This window comes from Psychrobacter sp. Arc9, from assembly GCF_041431295.1.
In the GTDB taxonomy this organism is placed as follows: Bacteria; Pseudomonadota; Gammaproteobacteria; order Pseudomonadales; family Moraxellaceae; genus Psychrobacter.
In genome coordinates, this window is the sequence record NZ_JASMRK010000029.1 from 1 (window position 1) to 17,007 (window position 17,007).

General features: G+C 43.3%; 12 protein-coding genes. 3 read left to right on the forward strand and 9 right to left on the reverse strand.

Features of this window, described 5'->3' with window-relative positions:
• Positions 1-146 precede the first annotated feature (146 nt).
• The 5 genes from QO187_RS11965 to QO187_RS11985 form a co-directional block, all read right to left on the reverse strand.
• On the reverse strand, positions 147-1,100 hold the full coding sequence (locus QO187_RS11965; RefSeq protein WP_102093036.1) for a DMT family transporter: 954 nt from the start codon (positions 1,098-1,100) through the stop codon (positions 147-149).
• 298 nt (positions 1,101-1,398) lie between these two features.
• The gene (locus QO187_RS11970) at positions 1,399-2,133 is read right to left on the reverse strand and encodes a lysozyme inhibitor LprI family protein (protein ID WP_185156593.1); all 735 of its coding nucleotides are present in this window, start codon (positions 2,131-2,133) and stop codon (positions 1,399-1,401) included.
• Positions 2,134-2,151: 18 nt separating this feature from the next.
• A complete protein-coding gene (locus QO187_RS11975) occupies positions 2,152-2,799 on the reverse strand; it encodes an aminodeoxychorismate/anthranilate synthase component II (protein ID WP_025651302.1) in 648 nt (215 codons plus the stop codon).
• Positions 2,800-2,832: 33 nt separating this feature from the next.
• Entirely contained in the window at positions 2,833-4,251 is a 1,419-nt protein-coding gene (locus tag QO187_RS11980; RefSeq protein WP_371548472.1) for an anthranilate synthase component I family protein, read from the reverse strand.
• 79 nt (positions 4,252-4,330) lie between these two features.
• Entirely contained in the window at positions 4,331-4,609 is a 279-nt protein-coding gene (locus tag QO187_RS11985) for a Trp family transcriptional regulator (protein ID WP_025651304.1), read from the reverse strand.
• Between the two features lie 473 nt (positions 4,610-5,082).
• Between QO187_RS11985 and QO187_RS11990 the strand changes: the two genes are divergently transcribed.
• From QO187_RS11990 to QO187_RS12000, 3 genes are all read left to right on the forward strand, one after another.
• Positions 5,083-7,170, forward strand: coding sequence for a TonB-dependent receptor domain-containing protein (locus tag QO187_RS11990; protein ID WP_371548474.1), 2,088 nt, complete (start codon positions 5,083-5,085; stop codon positions 7,168-7,170).
• An 892-nt stretch (positions 7,171-8,062) separates the two neighbouring features.
• The gene (locus QO187_RS11995; protein ID WP_102093042.1) at positions 8,063-10,384 is read left to right on the forward strand and encodes a FepA family TonB-dependent siderophore receptor; all 2,322 of its coding nucleotides are present in this window, start codon (positions 8,063-8,065) and stop codon (positions 10,382-10,384) included.
• Positions 10,385-10,547: 163 nt separating this feature from the next.
• Positions 10,548-11,879: a PepSY domain-containing protein gene (locus QO187_RS12000; protein WP_102093043.1), complete on the forward strand. Its 1,332-nt coding sequence runs from the start codon at positions 10,548-10,550 to the stop codon at positions 11,877-11,879.
• Between the two features lie 430 nt (positions 11,880-12,309).
• Here QO187_RS12000 and QO187_RS12005 read toward each other — a convergent pair whose 3' ends face one another.
• The 4 genes from QO187_RS12005 to QO187_RS12020 form a co-directional block, all read right to left on the reverse strand.
• Complete coding sequence (locus tag QO187_RS12005) at positions 12,310-13,080, reverse strand: ABC transporter ATP-binding protein (RefSeq protein WP_371548477.1); 771 nt, start codon at positions 13,078-13,080, stop codon at positions 12,310-12,312.
• Positions 13,081-13,156: 76 nt separating this feature from the next.
• Complete coding sequence (locus QO187_RS12010; RefSeq protein ID WP_371548479.1) at positions 13,157-14,242, reverse strand: iron chelate uptake ABC transporter family permease subunit; 1,086 nt, start codon at positions 14,240-14,242, stop codon at positions 13,157-13,159.
• 96 nt (positions 14,243-14,338) lie between these two features.
• Positions 14,339-15,424, reverse strand: a complete 1,086-nt coding sequence (locus QO187_RS12015; protein WP_371548481.1) for an ABC transporter permease — start codon at positions 15,422-15,424, stop codon at positions 14,339-14,341.
• A gap of 81 nt (positions 15,425-15,505) precedes the next feature.
• Positions 15,506-16,558: a siderophore ABC transporter substrate-binding protein gene (locus QO187_RS12020; RefSeq protein WP_371548483.1), complete on the reverse strand. Its 1,053-nt coding sequence runs from the start codon at positions 16,556-16,558 to the stop codon at positions 15,506-15,508.
• Between the last annotated feature and the right edge of the window lie 449 nt (positions 16,559-17,007).

A 17,007-nucleotide genomic window follows, 5' to 3' on the forward strand; every position in this document is an offset into this window, starting at 1 on the left:
GGACTGAGTCCTGTACAGTACAGAACTCAGTCCTTGAAATAAACGTAAACCGTCCAAGATTTGGGGTTCAGTTCAATCATGATGCCATGGTTGGGGCTTTTTTATTGAAATAAATTGGACATATCTCAAATGAGTAGATAGTAACACTATGCCCTCTGTCGTTGTTTTAACCAACGAGGTACGCGAGTGGCGGTACCGTTTAATACAGCATTTAATAAAGCCGCCAGCAAGATAAGCGCCACACCCAAATACTGAATCCAAGACAAAGATTGATGCAGTAATAGCACTGCAAGTGCAATTGCAGTCAATGGCTCAAAAATCGTAAATACCGATGCACGAGTGGCGGGCAGTTTTTCCAATGCCTTCATATATAGCCCAAATGGCACGACGGTTCCCAGCAGTGATAATCCTAAAACGTAGCCCCAAGTCATCAAGGGCAGACTCAATAGCTGCTCATAAGTGTTATAGGTCTCAGGTAAGAGCAGTAGTACGCCAGCACTAATGATAATGGAAGTGAAAAATACCAAAGGGGCAGGGTGAGCGTAATGCATCGCACGCTTACCCAATACGCCATATAACGAATAACACATCCCTGCTGATAGACCGAGTAAAATCCCCCAGTTAACTTTCGCTTGCTCACCTAACATCGTCAATCCAACACCAAACACCGCCATTAGTGCTAGCAAAACTGATTTGCGAGTAATGGACTCACTCAGTAAGAATTTTGAGAACAATAAGCTAAATACGGGTGCGGTATAGAGTAAGGCAACGGCAGGGCCGGCACCGACATAACTGACCGCAAAAAAATAGCAGACCGACATGCCAAGGACACCTATCAACGACTGCATCGCCAAACCAAGCCACTGTTTTGGCTGTAATTTGATAAGGTGTGGCCATAGTTTTGGTAGCATGGCTAAAATGATAAAGGCCGCCGTGACGATACGTAATATCGTTACCTGCCAGCCACTAAATCCAATTTGGTTTAGGTAAGTCGAGAATATACCCAACGTACCCCAGCAGATAGCAGCCGTGATGATTTGAATGGTGCCTAGCCATGATTGGTGCGAATGGTTCGTCATTCCGTTGTCGATGTTTGCCATACTGTTTTCTTCTTACGATCTAAGTGACACAAGATGTTGTAAGATTGCTATTGATACAATCTCTCCAAGCAATACTAAAATAAGAAAAGACAACCTTATTAAAGGCTGTCTTTTGTTTGTTCTTTTGAGTCTATCACTAAAAGATAATAAGTGGCTACTAGGTCGTGTGCTAAATTCAATTAATAGTTATTCCAATGGCTCAAAAATGGCTAGCGTTTGCTAAATAACCTAAGTAATATCGAATTATTAACTCATATCATATTCGTGTTCGCGTCATTTTTTCTTTCTACAGTCTCTGTTAATCAATCCATAAAAAGAATGTTTGCTCTCGGAGAGCATTTCGCTGAATAAAGCACACTTTTTCCAATTGGGTTCTTGGTAAATGATCCGTATCAGCCCCGCAGTTTTTTGAGCGCTGTTTTATCCACTGAGTCTGCTCTTTTTTAAGATTAGCCGCCATATCCTCACCGTACAGGCGTCTGACTTCATTTCGCGTTACTCTGTAGCTTTCATTCAATGCTTTATCAGACGTGTTATATATCTGATCAACCAAATCAGCTTGTGAGGCTAATGGCAGATAAGTCTCGTTTTCTTTGTAGGTGGCACTATAGGTATCGACTGTCCATTTACTTCTTATAGATATCTCATGGTTCGAGGTATCTATAAACCCATCAAAATCTTCGCCCTCAAAGGTATAACCCTGAAATCGACACGGGGTCACGCCATCTTTACATAAGCTATGCTTGGTTTCCGCAGAGTAGTATTTGACAGCGTAGGGCGACTTACTAGATTCTGGTGTTGTCTGCAATAGTCGTCCTAAATCGGGAGCGACCAGTAGCATATTGTTGCAAGTAACGCTTCCTTCTGCACATCTCTCATAAAGGTTAAGACGTTGACCTTGGATGTCCATGCCCATGGTAAAGTTTGCCTGTACAGGTGCTACAGCCGAACTGACAGAGGTCATTAGCATTAAGCTTGAGAGCAATGTAGTACGTCTGAGTAAGCTGGATGTATTTAGGCTTGAGCTAGACATGGAGACGGCCATATAGGTTTATACCTGTAGCAAAAAATTCGTTAGCAAGCGCTTGGCCCCTTCGGTCGCAAATGATTCTGGGTGAAACTGTACGCCTTGGATGGGGTAGTCTTTATGCTGGAGTCCCATAATCTCATCACCTGCTAGCGCTGATTCTGCCAAGTTTAAGTCAACATGAGCGTCATTGGTGACGACAGCTGTCACAGTCAAGCAATCTGGTAGGGTATCTGCTTTTACCATCAGTGAGTGATAGCGCATGATTTCAATCTCTTGTGGCAAGTCTGCATAAACACCTGCGCCATCATGTCGAATCGACGAGACCTTGCCATGCATTGGGACACTGGCGCGTACCACGTCACCGCCAAATACATGCGCGATGCCTTGTAAGCCCAAGCAGACACCCAGTATTGGCGTCGTCTTACCCATCACTTCGATGACTTCAGCACAAATCCCGAAGTAGGCGGGGTCGTCAGGGGCACCAGGACCGGGTGAAATGATGATGCGGTCAAGATTCATGGCCTGTACATCTGCTAACGTTATCTCATTGTTACGTTTAACAATGACGTTGGCGGCTTTATCGCCGTCCATCGTCTGCAAAATCTCACCGATATATTGGTAAAGATTAAAGGTAAACGAGTCGTAGTTATCTATAATTAAAACATTCATGGGTTATCAACTCTTTGTCAAAATATACACAATTTAGGGATTCATAAAGCTGTCTAAGACGACTTTCATCGCAGAAAGCTTACGCTGAATTTCTAGATATTCGTCAGCAGGATTGGAGTCATAGACATTACCGCCGCAAGTTTGCGCATAAGCGGATTCACCGTTGATGAATAGGCTGCGAATAGGAATGGCAAAAATACAATCGCCATTGAAATTAAACGATCCAAGCGCACCACCATAAGCGCCACGACCGTCAGGTTCTAACTCGTTAATGACTTTAATTGCTTCAACTTTTGGTGCGCCTGACAACGTCCCAGCAGGGAAGTTACTGGCAAGGGCGCTAAACATATCTTCATTAGGATGTAAGATTCCGACGATCTCAGAAGAGATATGTTGCACATGTGAGAAGCGTTTGATATCCATAAGGCTACGTACTTTTACCGTACCAAATTGTGCCACACGGCCGATATCATTGCGGTGCAAATCGACTAGCATATTGTGCTCGGCAATCTCTTTGGCATCGTTGAGCAATGCGCGAGCAAGTTGACGGTCTTCGATGACATCAACGCCGCGCTTGGCAGTGCCTGCCAGTGGATACGTTTCCATCTCGCCTTGACGTAAGCGAAATAACAGTTCAGGTGAGGCACCGATAATGCACTGCTGGGCAAATTTCATAAAGTACATATGCGGTGACGGATTGACCGCGCGCAGCTTTTCATAAATCGGCATCTTATCGCCCGCAATACGATATTTGGATTTAAATCCGACCTCACACTGAAAGATACGCCCCGAGATGATGTCTTCTTTAACTTGCATAACGACATTGGCATGCTCTTCTTGGCTCATGCCATCACCTAAAAATTCAACTTTAGGCGCTTCATAACTAGGCGTTGGCTCATCGAGTAGGGCTTTAATTTGCTCGATGCGGTTTTCTTGCTGAGCGGTGGGGTAATAAAAGTAAAAGATTTCCCCAGTCATCTTATCGAGCGTCAAACCATCCAAATAGACGCCAAATTTAAACGGTTCAAAATCGTCGCTCGCCTTAGCATTAAGACTGGGTTCAAAGAAATTGACACTGTCATAACCCAAATAACCAACGAGACCACCGCTTTGGTCGCGAGCAATGACGTGCTGCGGCGTAATTTTACGTAGCAATTGATAAGGATTGTCTGTTCGATAATGATTAGTTTCAGCGGTTTTATTATCAGTAATCGCTAGGGTTGTACGATCGATGGCAGCAATGGTCATTGCGGGGTCAAAACCAATCGCATGATGACGCGCCATATGTCCATCTTCGCCCAATGATTCGAGCAAATAACAAGTATCAAAAGCGCGCTCAATACGTTTAAACAACAAAAAGAAATCAATATCCTGTGTCAGTTTAATGCGTTGTGGCTTACTAGGAATGTCAATAGCAGCAGGCTGGTTAGGTTTTGAGTCGGGAGAGGTCATAACAATATCCAAATTGGTTCAAATGTGTATCAGATAAGAATAAGAGAAATCAAGATAGTTAATGGCTTACGCGTTTTGTCTATGAGTCGTTTTGCTGATGAGTCATCAGTAAGGCACTCACATCATGAGTGTGCATTGCCTTGGCACCGCGCGACACAGTGGCAATACCGACACCTAGCTGCTCAGATATTTCACGTTGGGTAACGCCGCGCGCCAGCAAGTCAAAAATACGAATACGATTGGCAATCTCATGTTGCTCTTTGTCTGTCAGTAAGGCAGTTAGCAAGGCTTCGATATCTGCGCTGTCAGTACAACTTGCCAAATGGGTCACTAAACTGTGATAAGGGTCAGTGCTCATAACTTTAATCTTAGTAAAAAAGAAAAGGGATTCTTAACTTGTTTCAGTATTCTAGTACAGTAGTACAAAAAAAACAAGTGATGAGCTAAGTTAATATCAGACTACTATAGAAGTGATAAGCGCCTACGCCTGACTATATATAGCCTTAATACATAGCCAGAATAATATTGAATGATAATTTTATAACCAGTATCGAAGCATTTTTGCACTCTCTCAGCATATTCAGGGCTAAAACAGAGAATTTATTATATTAATTATTGCCAAAGTGTTAATACTTCGTTATTATGTCTCTCATTATTTAAACGCAAATCATTATCATTAACATTAATCATGTTATTCGCACAATAAGCTTAAGCGTTTTCAAGATATTCCATCTTCTGGTAGGCACTATTTTAAGGGTTTTCGATGATAGCCCTTAAAAATAATTCTAAAAAATCTAATTTCTGACAGTAAATAAAGTGAGTAAATGTGTTATGCGCGAAGTAAAGTTATCTAGTCAATTGACAGTATTGTCTATCGGTGTTGCCGCTGTATTGTGGACGCAAGCTGCCAGTGCCGCAACGGCAGCAGATATGCCAAACACGACATTGCAGACTATCACTGTAACAGCAAATAGCTCAGTACGTGGCGCTGTACAAGAAGACTCTGTCTACATAGATGACTACACCCCAGCTGCACAAGCCAGCCATTTGAGCGATTTTCTGGACGTTGTGCCAGGGGTGAGCGTGGGCGGCACCTCATCGGTCAACCAACGTATTCGTGTACGCGGTCTTGATGATACTAATCTAAAAGTCACGATTGATGGCGCACGTCAAGAAGGCGCGTTGTTCTACCATATGGGTGATGTCACTATTGATCCAGATCTGCTAAAACAAGCAGAAGTATCAGTGGGTAATAACTCAGTGACGCTAGGAAATGATGCCATCGGCGGCGCGGTTGCTTTTGAGACAGTCGACGCGGCAGATTTACTCAAGCCAGGTCAAAAGGTAGGTGCTAAGCTGCATACAGGTTATGCTAGTAACAATGATGAACTGCTAACCTCAGCTACTGTGTATGGTGCGCCAACAGAAAATGTTGATTTACTGGCTTATTATGGCAAACGCAATGCGGACGCTGGTGAAGACGGTAAAGGTCGTAAAATCCAAACTGAAGACAGCGAAGGCGAAAACATCCTATTAAAAGCTGGTGCTTATGTCGGTAGTGATCATCATGTAGGTGCTAGCTTTAGCCGTACCGAAAACAAAGGCAAGTTCCCATTACGTCCAGATTTTCCTGCTGGTGGCTGGAACCCAATCATCCCGCAGGAAGTCAAACGTGATACCTATGCGCTTGACTACGCATATAGTCCTGCCAACCAGTTGGTCAATGTAGACGCCAATGTATATCAGACCAGCACGCAGATTTTGCGTAACTCTGATGGCGTACCTGGGTTTGAGTTTGATGCAGAAGTCAAAACCACAGGTGCAAAAGTACAAAACACCAGTATCATCGATAGTAGTATTATCAATGGTGTGCCAGGGGTTCACAAGTTAATCGCTGGGGTTGAGCATTACAAAAAAGAATCTGAGATGACACGTGACTTTGGTAATGCGAGCACTGATGAGGCAACCAATACTTCAGTGTATCTAGAAGACCAATGGCAAATGGGTAAGCTTAGCTTAACGCCAGGCGTCCGTTATGACCGTTATGAGTCTCCAGAGTATGTATCGGCTGGCAAGACTTATGACAATGTCGTTGGCGCATTGGCTGCTAGCTATGAGATTGCACCGCGCACCCAGCTATTTGCAAGCTATACTCAGTTATTTAATGGTCCAGATCTTAGCCAAACGATTTTTAACACCGATGGCGCTGATACGTATGTGAACAATGACCTAAAAGCAGAAGAAGGTGACAATGCAGAAGTCGGTATTGCTACAACGCTGCGTGGTCTGACTACGGCTGATGACTCTTTAAAATTAAGTGCTAAATACTTTGAAACCAATATCGAAAACTATATTGAGTTTGTACGTGCAGGTGGTAGTAGAACTGGCATGAATTGTACCACTGGGCAACTAGGTACAAGTGCTGCCCCTGAAGCCTGCCAAGGTGTCATTAATAATGATGAAGATTTCAAAATTAAAGGTGTAGAGCTATCAGCCGACTATCGAGCAGATAACTTCAACATGGGGCTAAGCTATGCTCGTGCACGTAGCAAAGGCGAAGATACGGGTTACAATATCTCTTCTGTCAGTGGTAGTGGATCTGAGTCTGGCGACAAGTACATGGTCAACTTAGGTTACGCTCCAACCAATACTACTGAGCTTGGCTGGCGCAGTACTTATGTGGCCGATGTGACACCAAATACCGCTGGTGATGACAACGAAAAACCAGGCTATGATGTGCACGATATTTTTATGACTTACACGCCAACTCAAATCGAAGGTTTAAAGGCCACACTAGGTGTATACAACATCTTTGATGAGACTTATGCAAGCCATGCGTCACGTAACTCTATTGATGATGACTATACTGATTTTGAAATGGGACGTAATATCAAAACGTCTTTGACTTATCAGTTCTAATCTAGCTTATCGAATTTCAGTCTAATCGTACTTATAAAGTCAGCTGTCTTATACGGGAGCTGTCTTTTTTTACGAGATTTTTGAGAGTGCGATTTATCTAAGAGTAGATGTTAAGTTGCTCGTTTGGTAGAAGGTGAAGCTACCGTATAAATAGCATATGAGTTAAATCGTATGCGAGTACTACGCCAATACTCTAAACAACAGCGAGCTATCATCGAAGCTCATTTATATCTTTCAAATTATCAGGAAATGATTGTGAATGAATACGGGCATAGAGTAATCAAACGTCGAAATTCTGAAGCTGACGCATAATGTTTTTAACTGGCCGAATTATCATATTGGAAATATCGATAAGGTTTGACAGTGTAGCGCTTATACAACTGAAACTAACAGGCATTTCTATAAATATATTGAGCATCCATTAAACCGTTAACTGAACCACATATAAGAATGCAAACATTAATGATAATTATTATTATTAATGTTTGCATTCTTATATGTATCTTGCTAAAGTGTGTTTCGTTCATTACAGAACAGTTAATGGCTCTTTGCTCTATTCTATTTATAGAGACTTTTTTACGCTAGATATTTAATTCATTGGATAATTAATGACAGTTACAGCGTCATCAAACTTTTAACCCTACTCAGTACATACCCTTATTCGTTTACTCTCAATAGCTAAGCCTCTTGGCGATATTTTAGTCATGTTTTTATAACACATATATTTACGGACACGTCTATCCGACAATCGTATGTCAATTTTAGACTTTTATTTATGTGTACTTGCACCGAGAATGCATCCGAAGCATTGCATAAAAAGTGGCTAAAACCATTCACTGACGATGAGATAAACAGGTATTAACGAAATTGTGCGCTTCAAGGAATATTACTTATGTCAAACCAATCAGGTTGCTCTGATTTCTCAGTCATCACTTCTCCAAAAAAACTTCAACGCGTCGTGACTGGCAAACTTTTACTAAGTATCGCTGTGACTTCTATTCTTAGTAGTACAGCCGTTGCTGCAGAGAGTGATGAGGTAGCTGTGCAAGGGGCGACCGACCAAGAAGCTGTGCCTACAGCTACATTGGATACAATTGTGGTGCGGGCAGCAAGGGACGAGCTAGAACAAGCAGCTGGGCTGTCTATTATTAGTGAAGAAGCCATCGAAAAAGCATCAGTTTCTAGTGATATTTCAGAGATTGTACGTAAGATGCCAGGTGTGAATTTGTCGGGTTCATCGACGTCAGGTCAACGTGGTAACCAGCGCCAAATCGATTTGCGCGGTATGGGGCCAAACAATACACTTATCTTAATCGACGGTCGTCCTGTCACTTCTCGCAATTCCTCACGACCTAGTCGTGGGAGTGAGCAAGACACGCGTGGTGACTCGCAGTGGGTACCACCAGGCGCTATCGAAAGCATCGAAGTATTGCGTGGTCCAGCAGCAGCCCGTTATGGCTCTGGTAGTATGGGCGGTGTGGTAAATATCATTACTAAGAGTCCGACTGAGCCAGAGTTTTCTATCAGTGGTCACTATGAGGCACCAGAGAGCGATCTAGAAGGCAGTAGCTGGCGTACCAATATCAATATGGCAGGTGCATTGACGGATAAACTGTCCTCGCGTACCACTCTTGGTTATCACGATAGTGAAGGCGATGATCCTTATATCAATGCCAAAGATGCACAGATTGTTGACGGGCGCAGTGGTCCGGCTGCCTCGGTAGCGGCAGGTACTGAAGGTGTCGAAAATATCGATGTGCGCCAATTGTTTGAATACGCGATGGATGCGATGAATACGGTCGGTTTTGAAGTGAATTATAGCCGTCAAGAAAACCGCTGGGCGGGTGATTCATTGTTCCAAACCGTGAACCAAAATTTGTTAGATGAGTTAGAAGGTGAAACAACGAGCAAAATGCAACGCTACGGCGCGGCGATCACACATCGCGGTGAGTATGATGACGCTAGTAGTAACAGTTTCATTGAGTATACTCGGACAGTTAATGAGCGTTTGGGTGAAGGTAGTGCGGGTGGTGGCGAAGGACAGATTGTCATACCTGACGATGGCGAAGATTTTGAGTGGACAGAGGCGACTTACGATACGCTAAATGCCAAATCAGAATGGGATATTTACTTTGATCGTCATACCTTGACTGCTGGTGCAGAGTTTCGCGGCGAAAAGCTAGATAACCCCGTGGTATCTGATTTGGCATTTGCAGAGGGTTTTGATTTTGGTGATGTAGAGACCGATCCTGAACAGCGTGATCCAACTTCAGATGCTTATCTTATTGGTGTATATCTAGAAGATAACTACGAGATCACACCTGACTGGTATGTGACTCCAGGTCTACGCTTCGACTATCATAGCGAGGCTGGTAGTAATTGGTCGCCTAGTATCAATACTACTTGGCACTTTAGTCCTGATTGGTCAGTGAAAGGCGGCGTCAGTCGTGCGTTTAAAGCCCCATCGTTATATCAGCTTGATCCAAACTATATTTACTATACTGGTGGCAATGGTTGTCCATCTTGGGTACCTGCTGATGAAAGAGGTTGCCACGTATTAGGGAACCCTGACCTAGAAAATGAGACATCTTGGAATAAAGAGATCACCTTTACTTATGATGATGGTACTGGGCTAAATGCTGGTTTGACTTATTATCACAATGCCTATGATAACCGCATTGGTGCTGGTACGGATCGTGTGGCGGTAGATACAGCGACAGATCGTTCTATCTTTCAATGGGACAATCAAGGTGAAGCAATTGTTGAAGGTTTAGAAGGCTTTGTACAAGTACCAGTCACTGACAATGTAAGATGGTCTTCTAATATCACTGGTAACATCCGCTCAGAGCGAAAAGACAATGGCGAGCCATTATCGCTTATTCCTAAGTTCACTGTGAACACGGGTGTGGATTGGGATATTACGCCTCGCTGGAATGCCGACTTTGATGTGAGCTACTATGGTGTGATTGAAGCCCCAACGATTTCAGCGACGACGGGAGATGATAGTGATGACCCGTTGCTTGATCGCGAACCGTATGCCATTGCCAACGTGAGCACTCGCTATGATTTGACAAAAGCGATTACTGTTGGAGCTGGTGTCAAAAACTTATTTGATACGGGTGTTTATCGTGAGGGTACCGCTACGAACGCAGGTGCACGTACGTTCAATGAACCTGGTCGTACTTATGTGTTCGACGTTAGCGTTGATTTTTAGGAGGTAGACACAGGGTTTGTTAAGTTAGAAAAAGGTCTGAGCTATTTGCTTAGACCTTTTGCGTTGTTAGGGCAGGTTTTCATTTTTAAAATAAGCCCATGCCCCCGTAAATATTTTTAATAATTCAATAACTTACTATCACAATATAACAGCAGATTTATTTATGTCATTTAATTTTCGCTATAGCTGTCTTTGGATTCACCGTTATACTGGGCTTGCCATGGCAGCTTTTTTAATTATCACTGGTATTACTGGCACATTATTGGCATTTCATGACGAGCTAGATGATATCTTCAACCATAAACTGGCTCAGGTTGAGAAGCAGAACGCATCACATCTGCCTATTGCTGAGCTTCATGATAAGGTCATCAGTGCGTACCCTCAATATAACTTTTCTAGCATGCCAACTTCGATAGCAGCAGAGAGATCAGCCGTATTTTCGGTAGATAGAGCACGAGGAAAAGCCGCCCAAAACCAACCAAAAGCACCGTTTCAACAAGTTTATGTCCATCCTTATACTGGCGATATCATTGGTACTCGTGATAGAGATGAGTGGGCATGGCACAACACCATGTGGAAAGTGTTTTGGTTACATCGCGATTTATTACTGGGTGATATTGGAAAATTGCTACTAGGGATTGTCGCGCTCGTATGGACGATTAATTGCTTTATTGGCTTCTACTTAACATTTCCTAGGGCGGTTAAGAAAAAAGCACAGAACCAAACCTCGCCTAAAAAACGTGTCTCCTTTTTAAAACGCTGGTTACCAGCGTGGAAAATCCGCCGCAAAACTAATCTCTTTAAGCTCAACTATGATCTACACCATGCCTTTGGGTTATGGCTTTGGGGGATTTTATTTGTCATCGCATGGTCCAGTGTTGGTTTTAACCTAAGAGAGGTATATCAACCTGTGATGCACGCTGTCGTAGGGCTTGAGGGTAGAGATGAAAGACAGGAGAACTCAAGAAAACAATCAGAAAAAGCAGAGCAGGCGTCTGGTGCAGAACCAGCGACTAGAGTTGAAGTTGTAAACAATGAGGCTGTCGACGTCGAGGCTGTCGATGTGGTCGACAAAGCCAATAGTATTGCTTATTTAAGTGAACAGGCAAACATCGCTGCTCAAAGCAAGGGTATGATAGTACGAGAGTTTTTAGGCATACGTTGGATTGAGGATGAGGGTCAATGGCAGCTGCGCTTTAAGACAGATAAGGACATTGGTAAAAAAGGCGGTGCATCATCCATCACGGTCAATGCAAGGACTGGTAGCATCGAGCGTGTAAATTTTGGCTATCAAAGTTCATCATTTGGCAGCAAAGCCGATCAATGGCTATCGACCTTACATATGGGGCATATCAGTCAAGGTATTGGCCATTTGCTGTATCAAATATTTTTAGCATTGATAGGTTTGGCTGTGACAGTGTTGTCTATTACTGGTGTTTATCTATGGTGGAAAGGCCGACAACAGCGTTTAAAGGCATTGCAAAAGGGCCGATGATATATTTATATTCTTAGGGTATGGTTTTCATTTAGATCATTATTTACTAAATGAAAACCATACCCTAGTTATCACTTTAAGAACAAAAATATGTCGTATGCTATGCAAACAGTGAAAATGAAGCACGCAAACTTTTCACCTAGCCTGACCCACCTATGCCAACCATTATTTTCATCATAGTTCTTTGAGTAATCTACTGAAGCAATATCTTGAGTAAAATCCATAGGAATAACCACTAATCTTAGAACATATAAAGTCATTCCTAACCAAAAAAAGGTATCTGACACCTCTTTATTTAAAGCGTAATAAATGAACAGGCAAAAGCTAATCACTAAAATTAATAGAGACAGGTTTTTGTAGTTTATCCATCGATTATTTAATAGCGCTTTATGCATCGATAGTTTCTTCTGTTGTTTGCGAAATGCTGTACTTAAACCGTATCAACAATCACTGGACGACCCTGATGATTGAGCACAGTGACATCGACGTTATATAAATCTTTCATCGTCTCTTTAGTAATAACGTCAGCAGGGCAACCAACAGCCGTCACTTCTCCTGCTTTCATCGTAACTACTGTATCTGCAAACTGTGCCGCTTGGTTGATATCATGCAGAACAATCACCACGGTTTTTTGCTGATTGTGGCTAAGCTGACGTAGCTCACGCATCAGCCGACCAGCATGATACATGTCTAGGTTATTTAGTGGCTCATCGAGCAATAGATAGGGTGTATCTTGGCAGACAATCATAGCGATCAGCACGCGCTGTCGCTGTCCACCCGATAGCGTTGACAAGAAGCGCTCGGCAAGTGGCTCAAGCTCAAAGCGTTCGAGGATTTCCTGTACTTTTTGCTGATCGTCAGCGGTCGGTTGTCCTTGATGATAGGGATAACGACCAAACATCAGTAGCTCATGTACGCGCAGTCGTCCTTGTACATGATTGTCTTGTCCGAGCATAGCGACAGTTTTGGCCAGTGTGCGCGCCTGACAGCTGACAATATCACGCTCTTCATTATCTACAGCGAAGCTCACCTGCCCAGATTGTAGCGGCTGCAAGCGAGCCATGACAGAAAACAACGTAGACTTCCCAGCGCCATTAGGCCCAATCAAAGCAATCACCTGCGCCGTTGGTAGGGACAACGTAATGTCATGCAAGATTTTTTGTTTGCCAATATGGTGAGAGATATTATTCAGTTTAATCATAGTCAGTCTTATTTAAAAAGTCTTAGGGTTTTCTCTATCAACAGAATCAGCTAAATAAACAATGTCGGCTAAGTAATCATAAAGAACGACGTTGAGACATAAATATCAATGCTAAGAACATCAATCCACCTGCTAGCTCTATCACGACGGACAACACGCCTGCCATATCTAGCACTTGCTCAAAGATAGTCTGACCCAGTACTAAGCAAATCATAGCGACCAAGCTGACCAATATCAGCCGCTCAGTGTGATACATATGTCGCGCGATACGATTGGTCAATGCGCAAACCAATAGACCAAAGAAAGTCACTGGACCGACCAGGGCGGTGGCCGTGGCAACCAGTACAGCGATGACAGTTAATAGACCAAATGCTAGACGCTGATAGTTGATACCAAGGTTGACGGCCTGTGCTTGTCCGAGCATCAACACATCGCATTGGTAACGCCAGCGCCATACAAATATCGCGGTGATGGCACAGATAAATAAGCTGATGCCCAGCAGCTGAGGGTTGACCGTATTGAACTGCGCATAGCTAGCAGACTGTACGACCACAAAATCATCAGGGTTTATTAGCCGTGCAATGAGTGCTGATAAGCTGCGAAATAACACGCCAAAGATAACGCCCACCAGTATCAAGCGCGTCAGATCCTGACTGCTTTTAGAAAATAATAGCTTAAACAATAATAAAGATGCCCCAAACATCAGGACAATCTCTAGCGCGAACTTGGCAATAGGATCGAGACTGGTAAAGCTAATCGCACCTAAAAAGAAAACCAGTAAGCTCTGCAACAGAACATAGAGTGAATCAAATCCGAGTAGGGAGGGCGTTAGAATTGGATTGTGAGTCAACGTCTGAAACAGTAATGTCGACACGCCAATCGCATAGCCAACCACCATCAGTGCCAGCAGTTTTTTGCCGCGTAATGGTAGTGCAAAGTCCCAATAGCCATTGACATTGAGCGTCATAAACAAGGTCATCGAGATCAGTAGAATAATAGCTGCTATGGATTTTGGATGGGCAGTTATCCATGCCCAAAGCTTTGCCAAATGACCTTGTGCAGCGGCTGAATACTGACCATCTGCTGAAGATGAGTTATCTACCGCTGTGCTAGTATCGGTAGTACCAGTCTTGGTGGAAGTAAGCTTAGTTGATGAGAACATACAAAAATCCTATGGTGCCAAGCTTATCTAATAAGGCAAAAAATGAACGACGGTAAGTGAGTGCTGAAAATTAATACATAGTTAGTGAACATGGTGCTACTGCTCAGCTGGCGCACGTAATAACAGCCATAAAAACAGCACCGTACCAACCACACCAAAAATGGTGGCGACCGGTACTTCAAATGGATAGCGAATAGAGCGCCCAATAATATCGCATAGCAACACAGCTGAAGCACCAAGTAGGGCCACTGCTGGCAAGCTGCGACGCAACTTATCTCCCATTAGGCGGCTCACAATGTTTGGCACGACCAGCCCAATAAAAGGAATCATGCCTACAGTCACAACCACGACAGCGCTCATCATGGCTACCATACCCACGCCAATCCAAGTGACTTGACGCTTACTAATACCTAAGTTTAAGGCGATATTGTCACCCAAACCGACGATGGTCAGCTTGTCGGCAATAATATAAGCCAGCACACACAGTCCACCCGTGAGCCATAGCAGCTCATAGCGCCCTGCCAATACGCCCGAAAAATCACCAAACTGCCAAACACTGAGCATCTGTAGCGATTCGGTTTGATAGGCGATAAAGGTAGTGACTGCTTCGATAATGCCGCCAAAGACAATGCCAATCAGTGGAATCATCAAAAAATCAGTGGGCGGTATTCGGTGAATGAGCAGCATAAATAGCATCATGCCAAAAACGGCAGCGATGGTTGCCACGCCCATTTTTACAATGAGCGCGCTGGCAGGGAACAGCAGACTGACTACCAATAAACCAAGTGCAGCGCTTTGAGTCGCACCGACCATGGACGGCTCTACAAAGCGGTTTTTTAGTACTACTTGGATAATCATCCCAGCCACTGCCATCGCAATACCAGTCAAGATAATGGCGATGGTACGCGGTATACGGCTAACCAATAACAATGAGCTATCGGAGTTGGCACTCTGAGTCAGCAGGCTCTGCAAGATACCTGACCATGAAAAGTCAGCCACACCAATAGATAAGCTCAATAACACCAAAAGCCCCATAAGAATGAGGCTTGCTGTATTGATGAACCATGGTGGTATGACAGTACGTCGATGTAACGCATTGCCAGTACCGCTCTGCCAGCTTGATGCTGATGGAGCAGTACTGGATTTGAGCCTAGCATGAGTGCGGGGTGAAAATAACGACATAATCTCTACTGGCTTAAAAATGAGCAGGGTTAACGGTAATAATACCTACTTGTGCAACAATAGTTTGCATAGAAAACAACGTTATTTAGCACTAGCAAAAGCATCTTTGATTGTCGTTAGATCCTGCATCCATTGATAGTAGCCACCAAATGCTAAGTAAGAGTCTGGACTTAGATAGACCACTTGCTGCTTACTCCATGCATTGCTCTGGGCAACTAGTGGATTGTCTAATACGGCCTTGGCACCAATACCGTCTTCACCAATTGCAGCACTACGGTCGATGACAAATAACCAATCAGGATTGGCTTTTTGGATGTATTCAAACGATATCGGCTGACCATGAGGCGCATCGGCAATTTTGTCATCTGCCATTGGTACACCTAACACAGTATGGATAAAACCATAGCGAGACTTGTCACCATAGGCTGACATTTTGTTGCCATTGACCATGACGACTAGGCCAGTGCCTTTATTTTCTTTTGTTAGACTCTTGGTCTCGTCGATGAGTCCATCGATGTTCTGTTGTAGCTTAGCGGCTTGATCGCTTTTACCGAACAGTGCACCTAGATCATGCAGGCGCTGCTTGCTTGATTCGTAAATGTTAGCTGTATCAATACTCATGTCCAATGTCGGCGCGATACTTGATAGCTCGTCGTATTTTTCTGCCATGCGTGAACCGACCAAAATAGCTTGCGGTTGCATTGCATTCAACGCTTCAAGATCCGGCTCAAACACAGTACCTACCGATTTTGGATCAGGCTGTGTTTCTGAATGTAGATTCTTTAGTAATAGGCCACCAGGCATACCATCGACCGCCACATCTAGCGCGGCCAAGTCTTGCATCAATGTCATGTCATAAACGACAAGTGGCGATGGGTTCATGGCTAGCTCAACATCACCTTTTACGGTATTAACCATGATTTTTTCAGCAGATACAGCATCGTTATTAGCAACGTTCTGTGATTCATCAGCCGTTGGGTTTTCGGTTTTGGCGTCTGCTGGCTCAGAGTCATTAGATTCAGGCGAGCTACATCCTGCCACTACGGTAGCTAACAATGCTGTCATGGCAGCAGTCAGTAATGGACGTTTGAAAGAAGAGGCGGTAGATCTGCTAAATAATAAAGGTGTCGGCATAATGAACTCGGTCTATCAAAAGATGTTTAAGCAATTGTCTAAAATAATTGCAAATGAATGATGCTAAAAATATTAAGTCTGAAAGATGCTTGAGATAAAAAGCATAAAATAAATAGTCTACTTAGGGCGTGTCCTCAATTCAAACGAGTATCCTCTAAATGGGCTAAAAACAGCTAAATTTTGCCAAACATCGTCAAATAGTTGGTCAATATCTCGATATTATCTGCACTATTTTCCTCGTTTGACGGCAATTTATCTCATTTTTATCACCATTTTTAAAATGAGGACACGCCCTAGTACCACTCACTAATTTTTTATACGAATAGTTTTTATAAAAATAGTATGGGTAGACAATACAGCGGTTATAATAAAGTAGTTGAGACTCATTATCAATATAAATGATAATGGTTTTTATTAACAGTACTTGTTATATTAAACGTAACGTATCA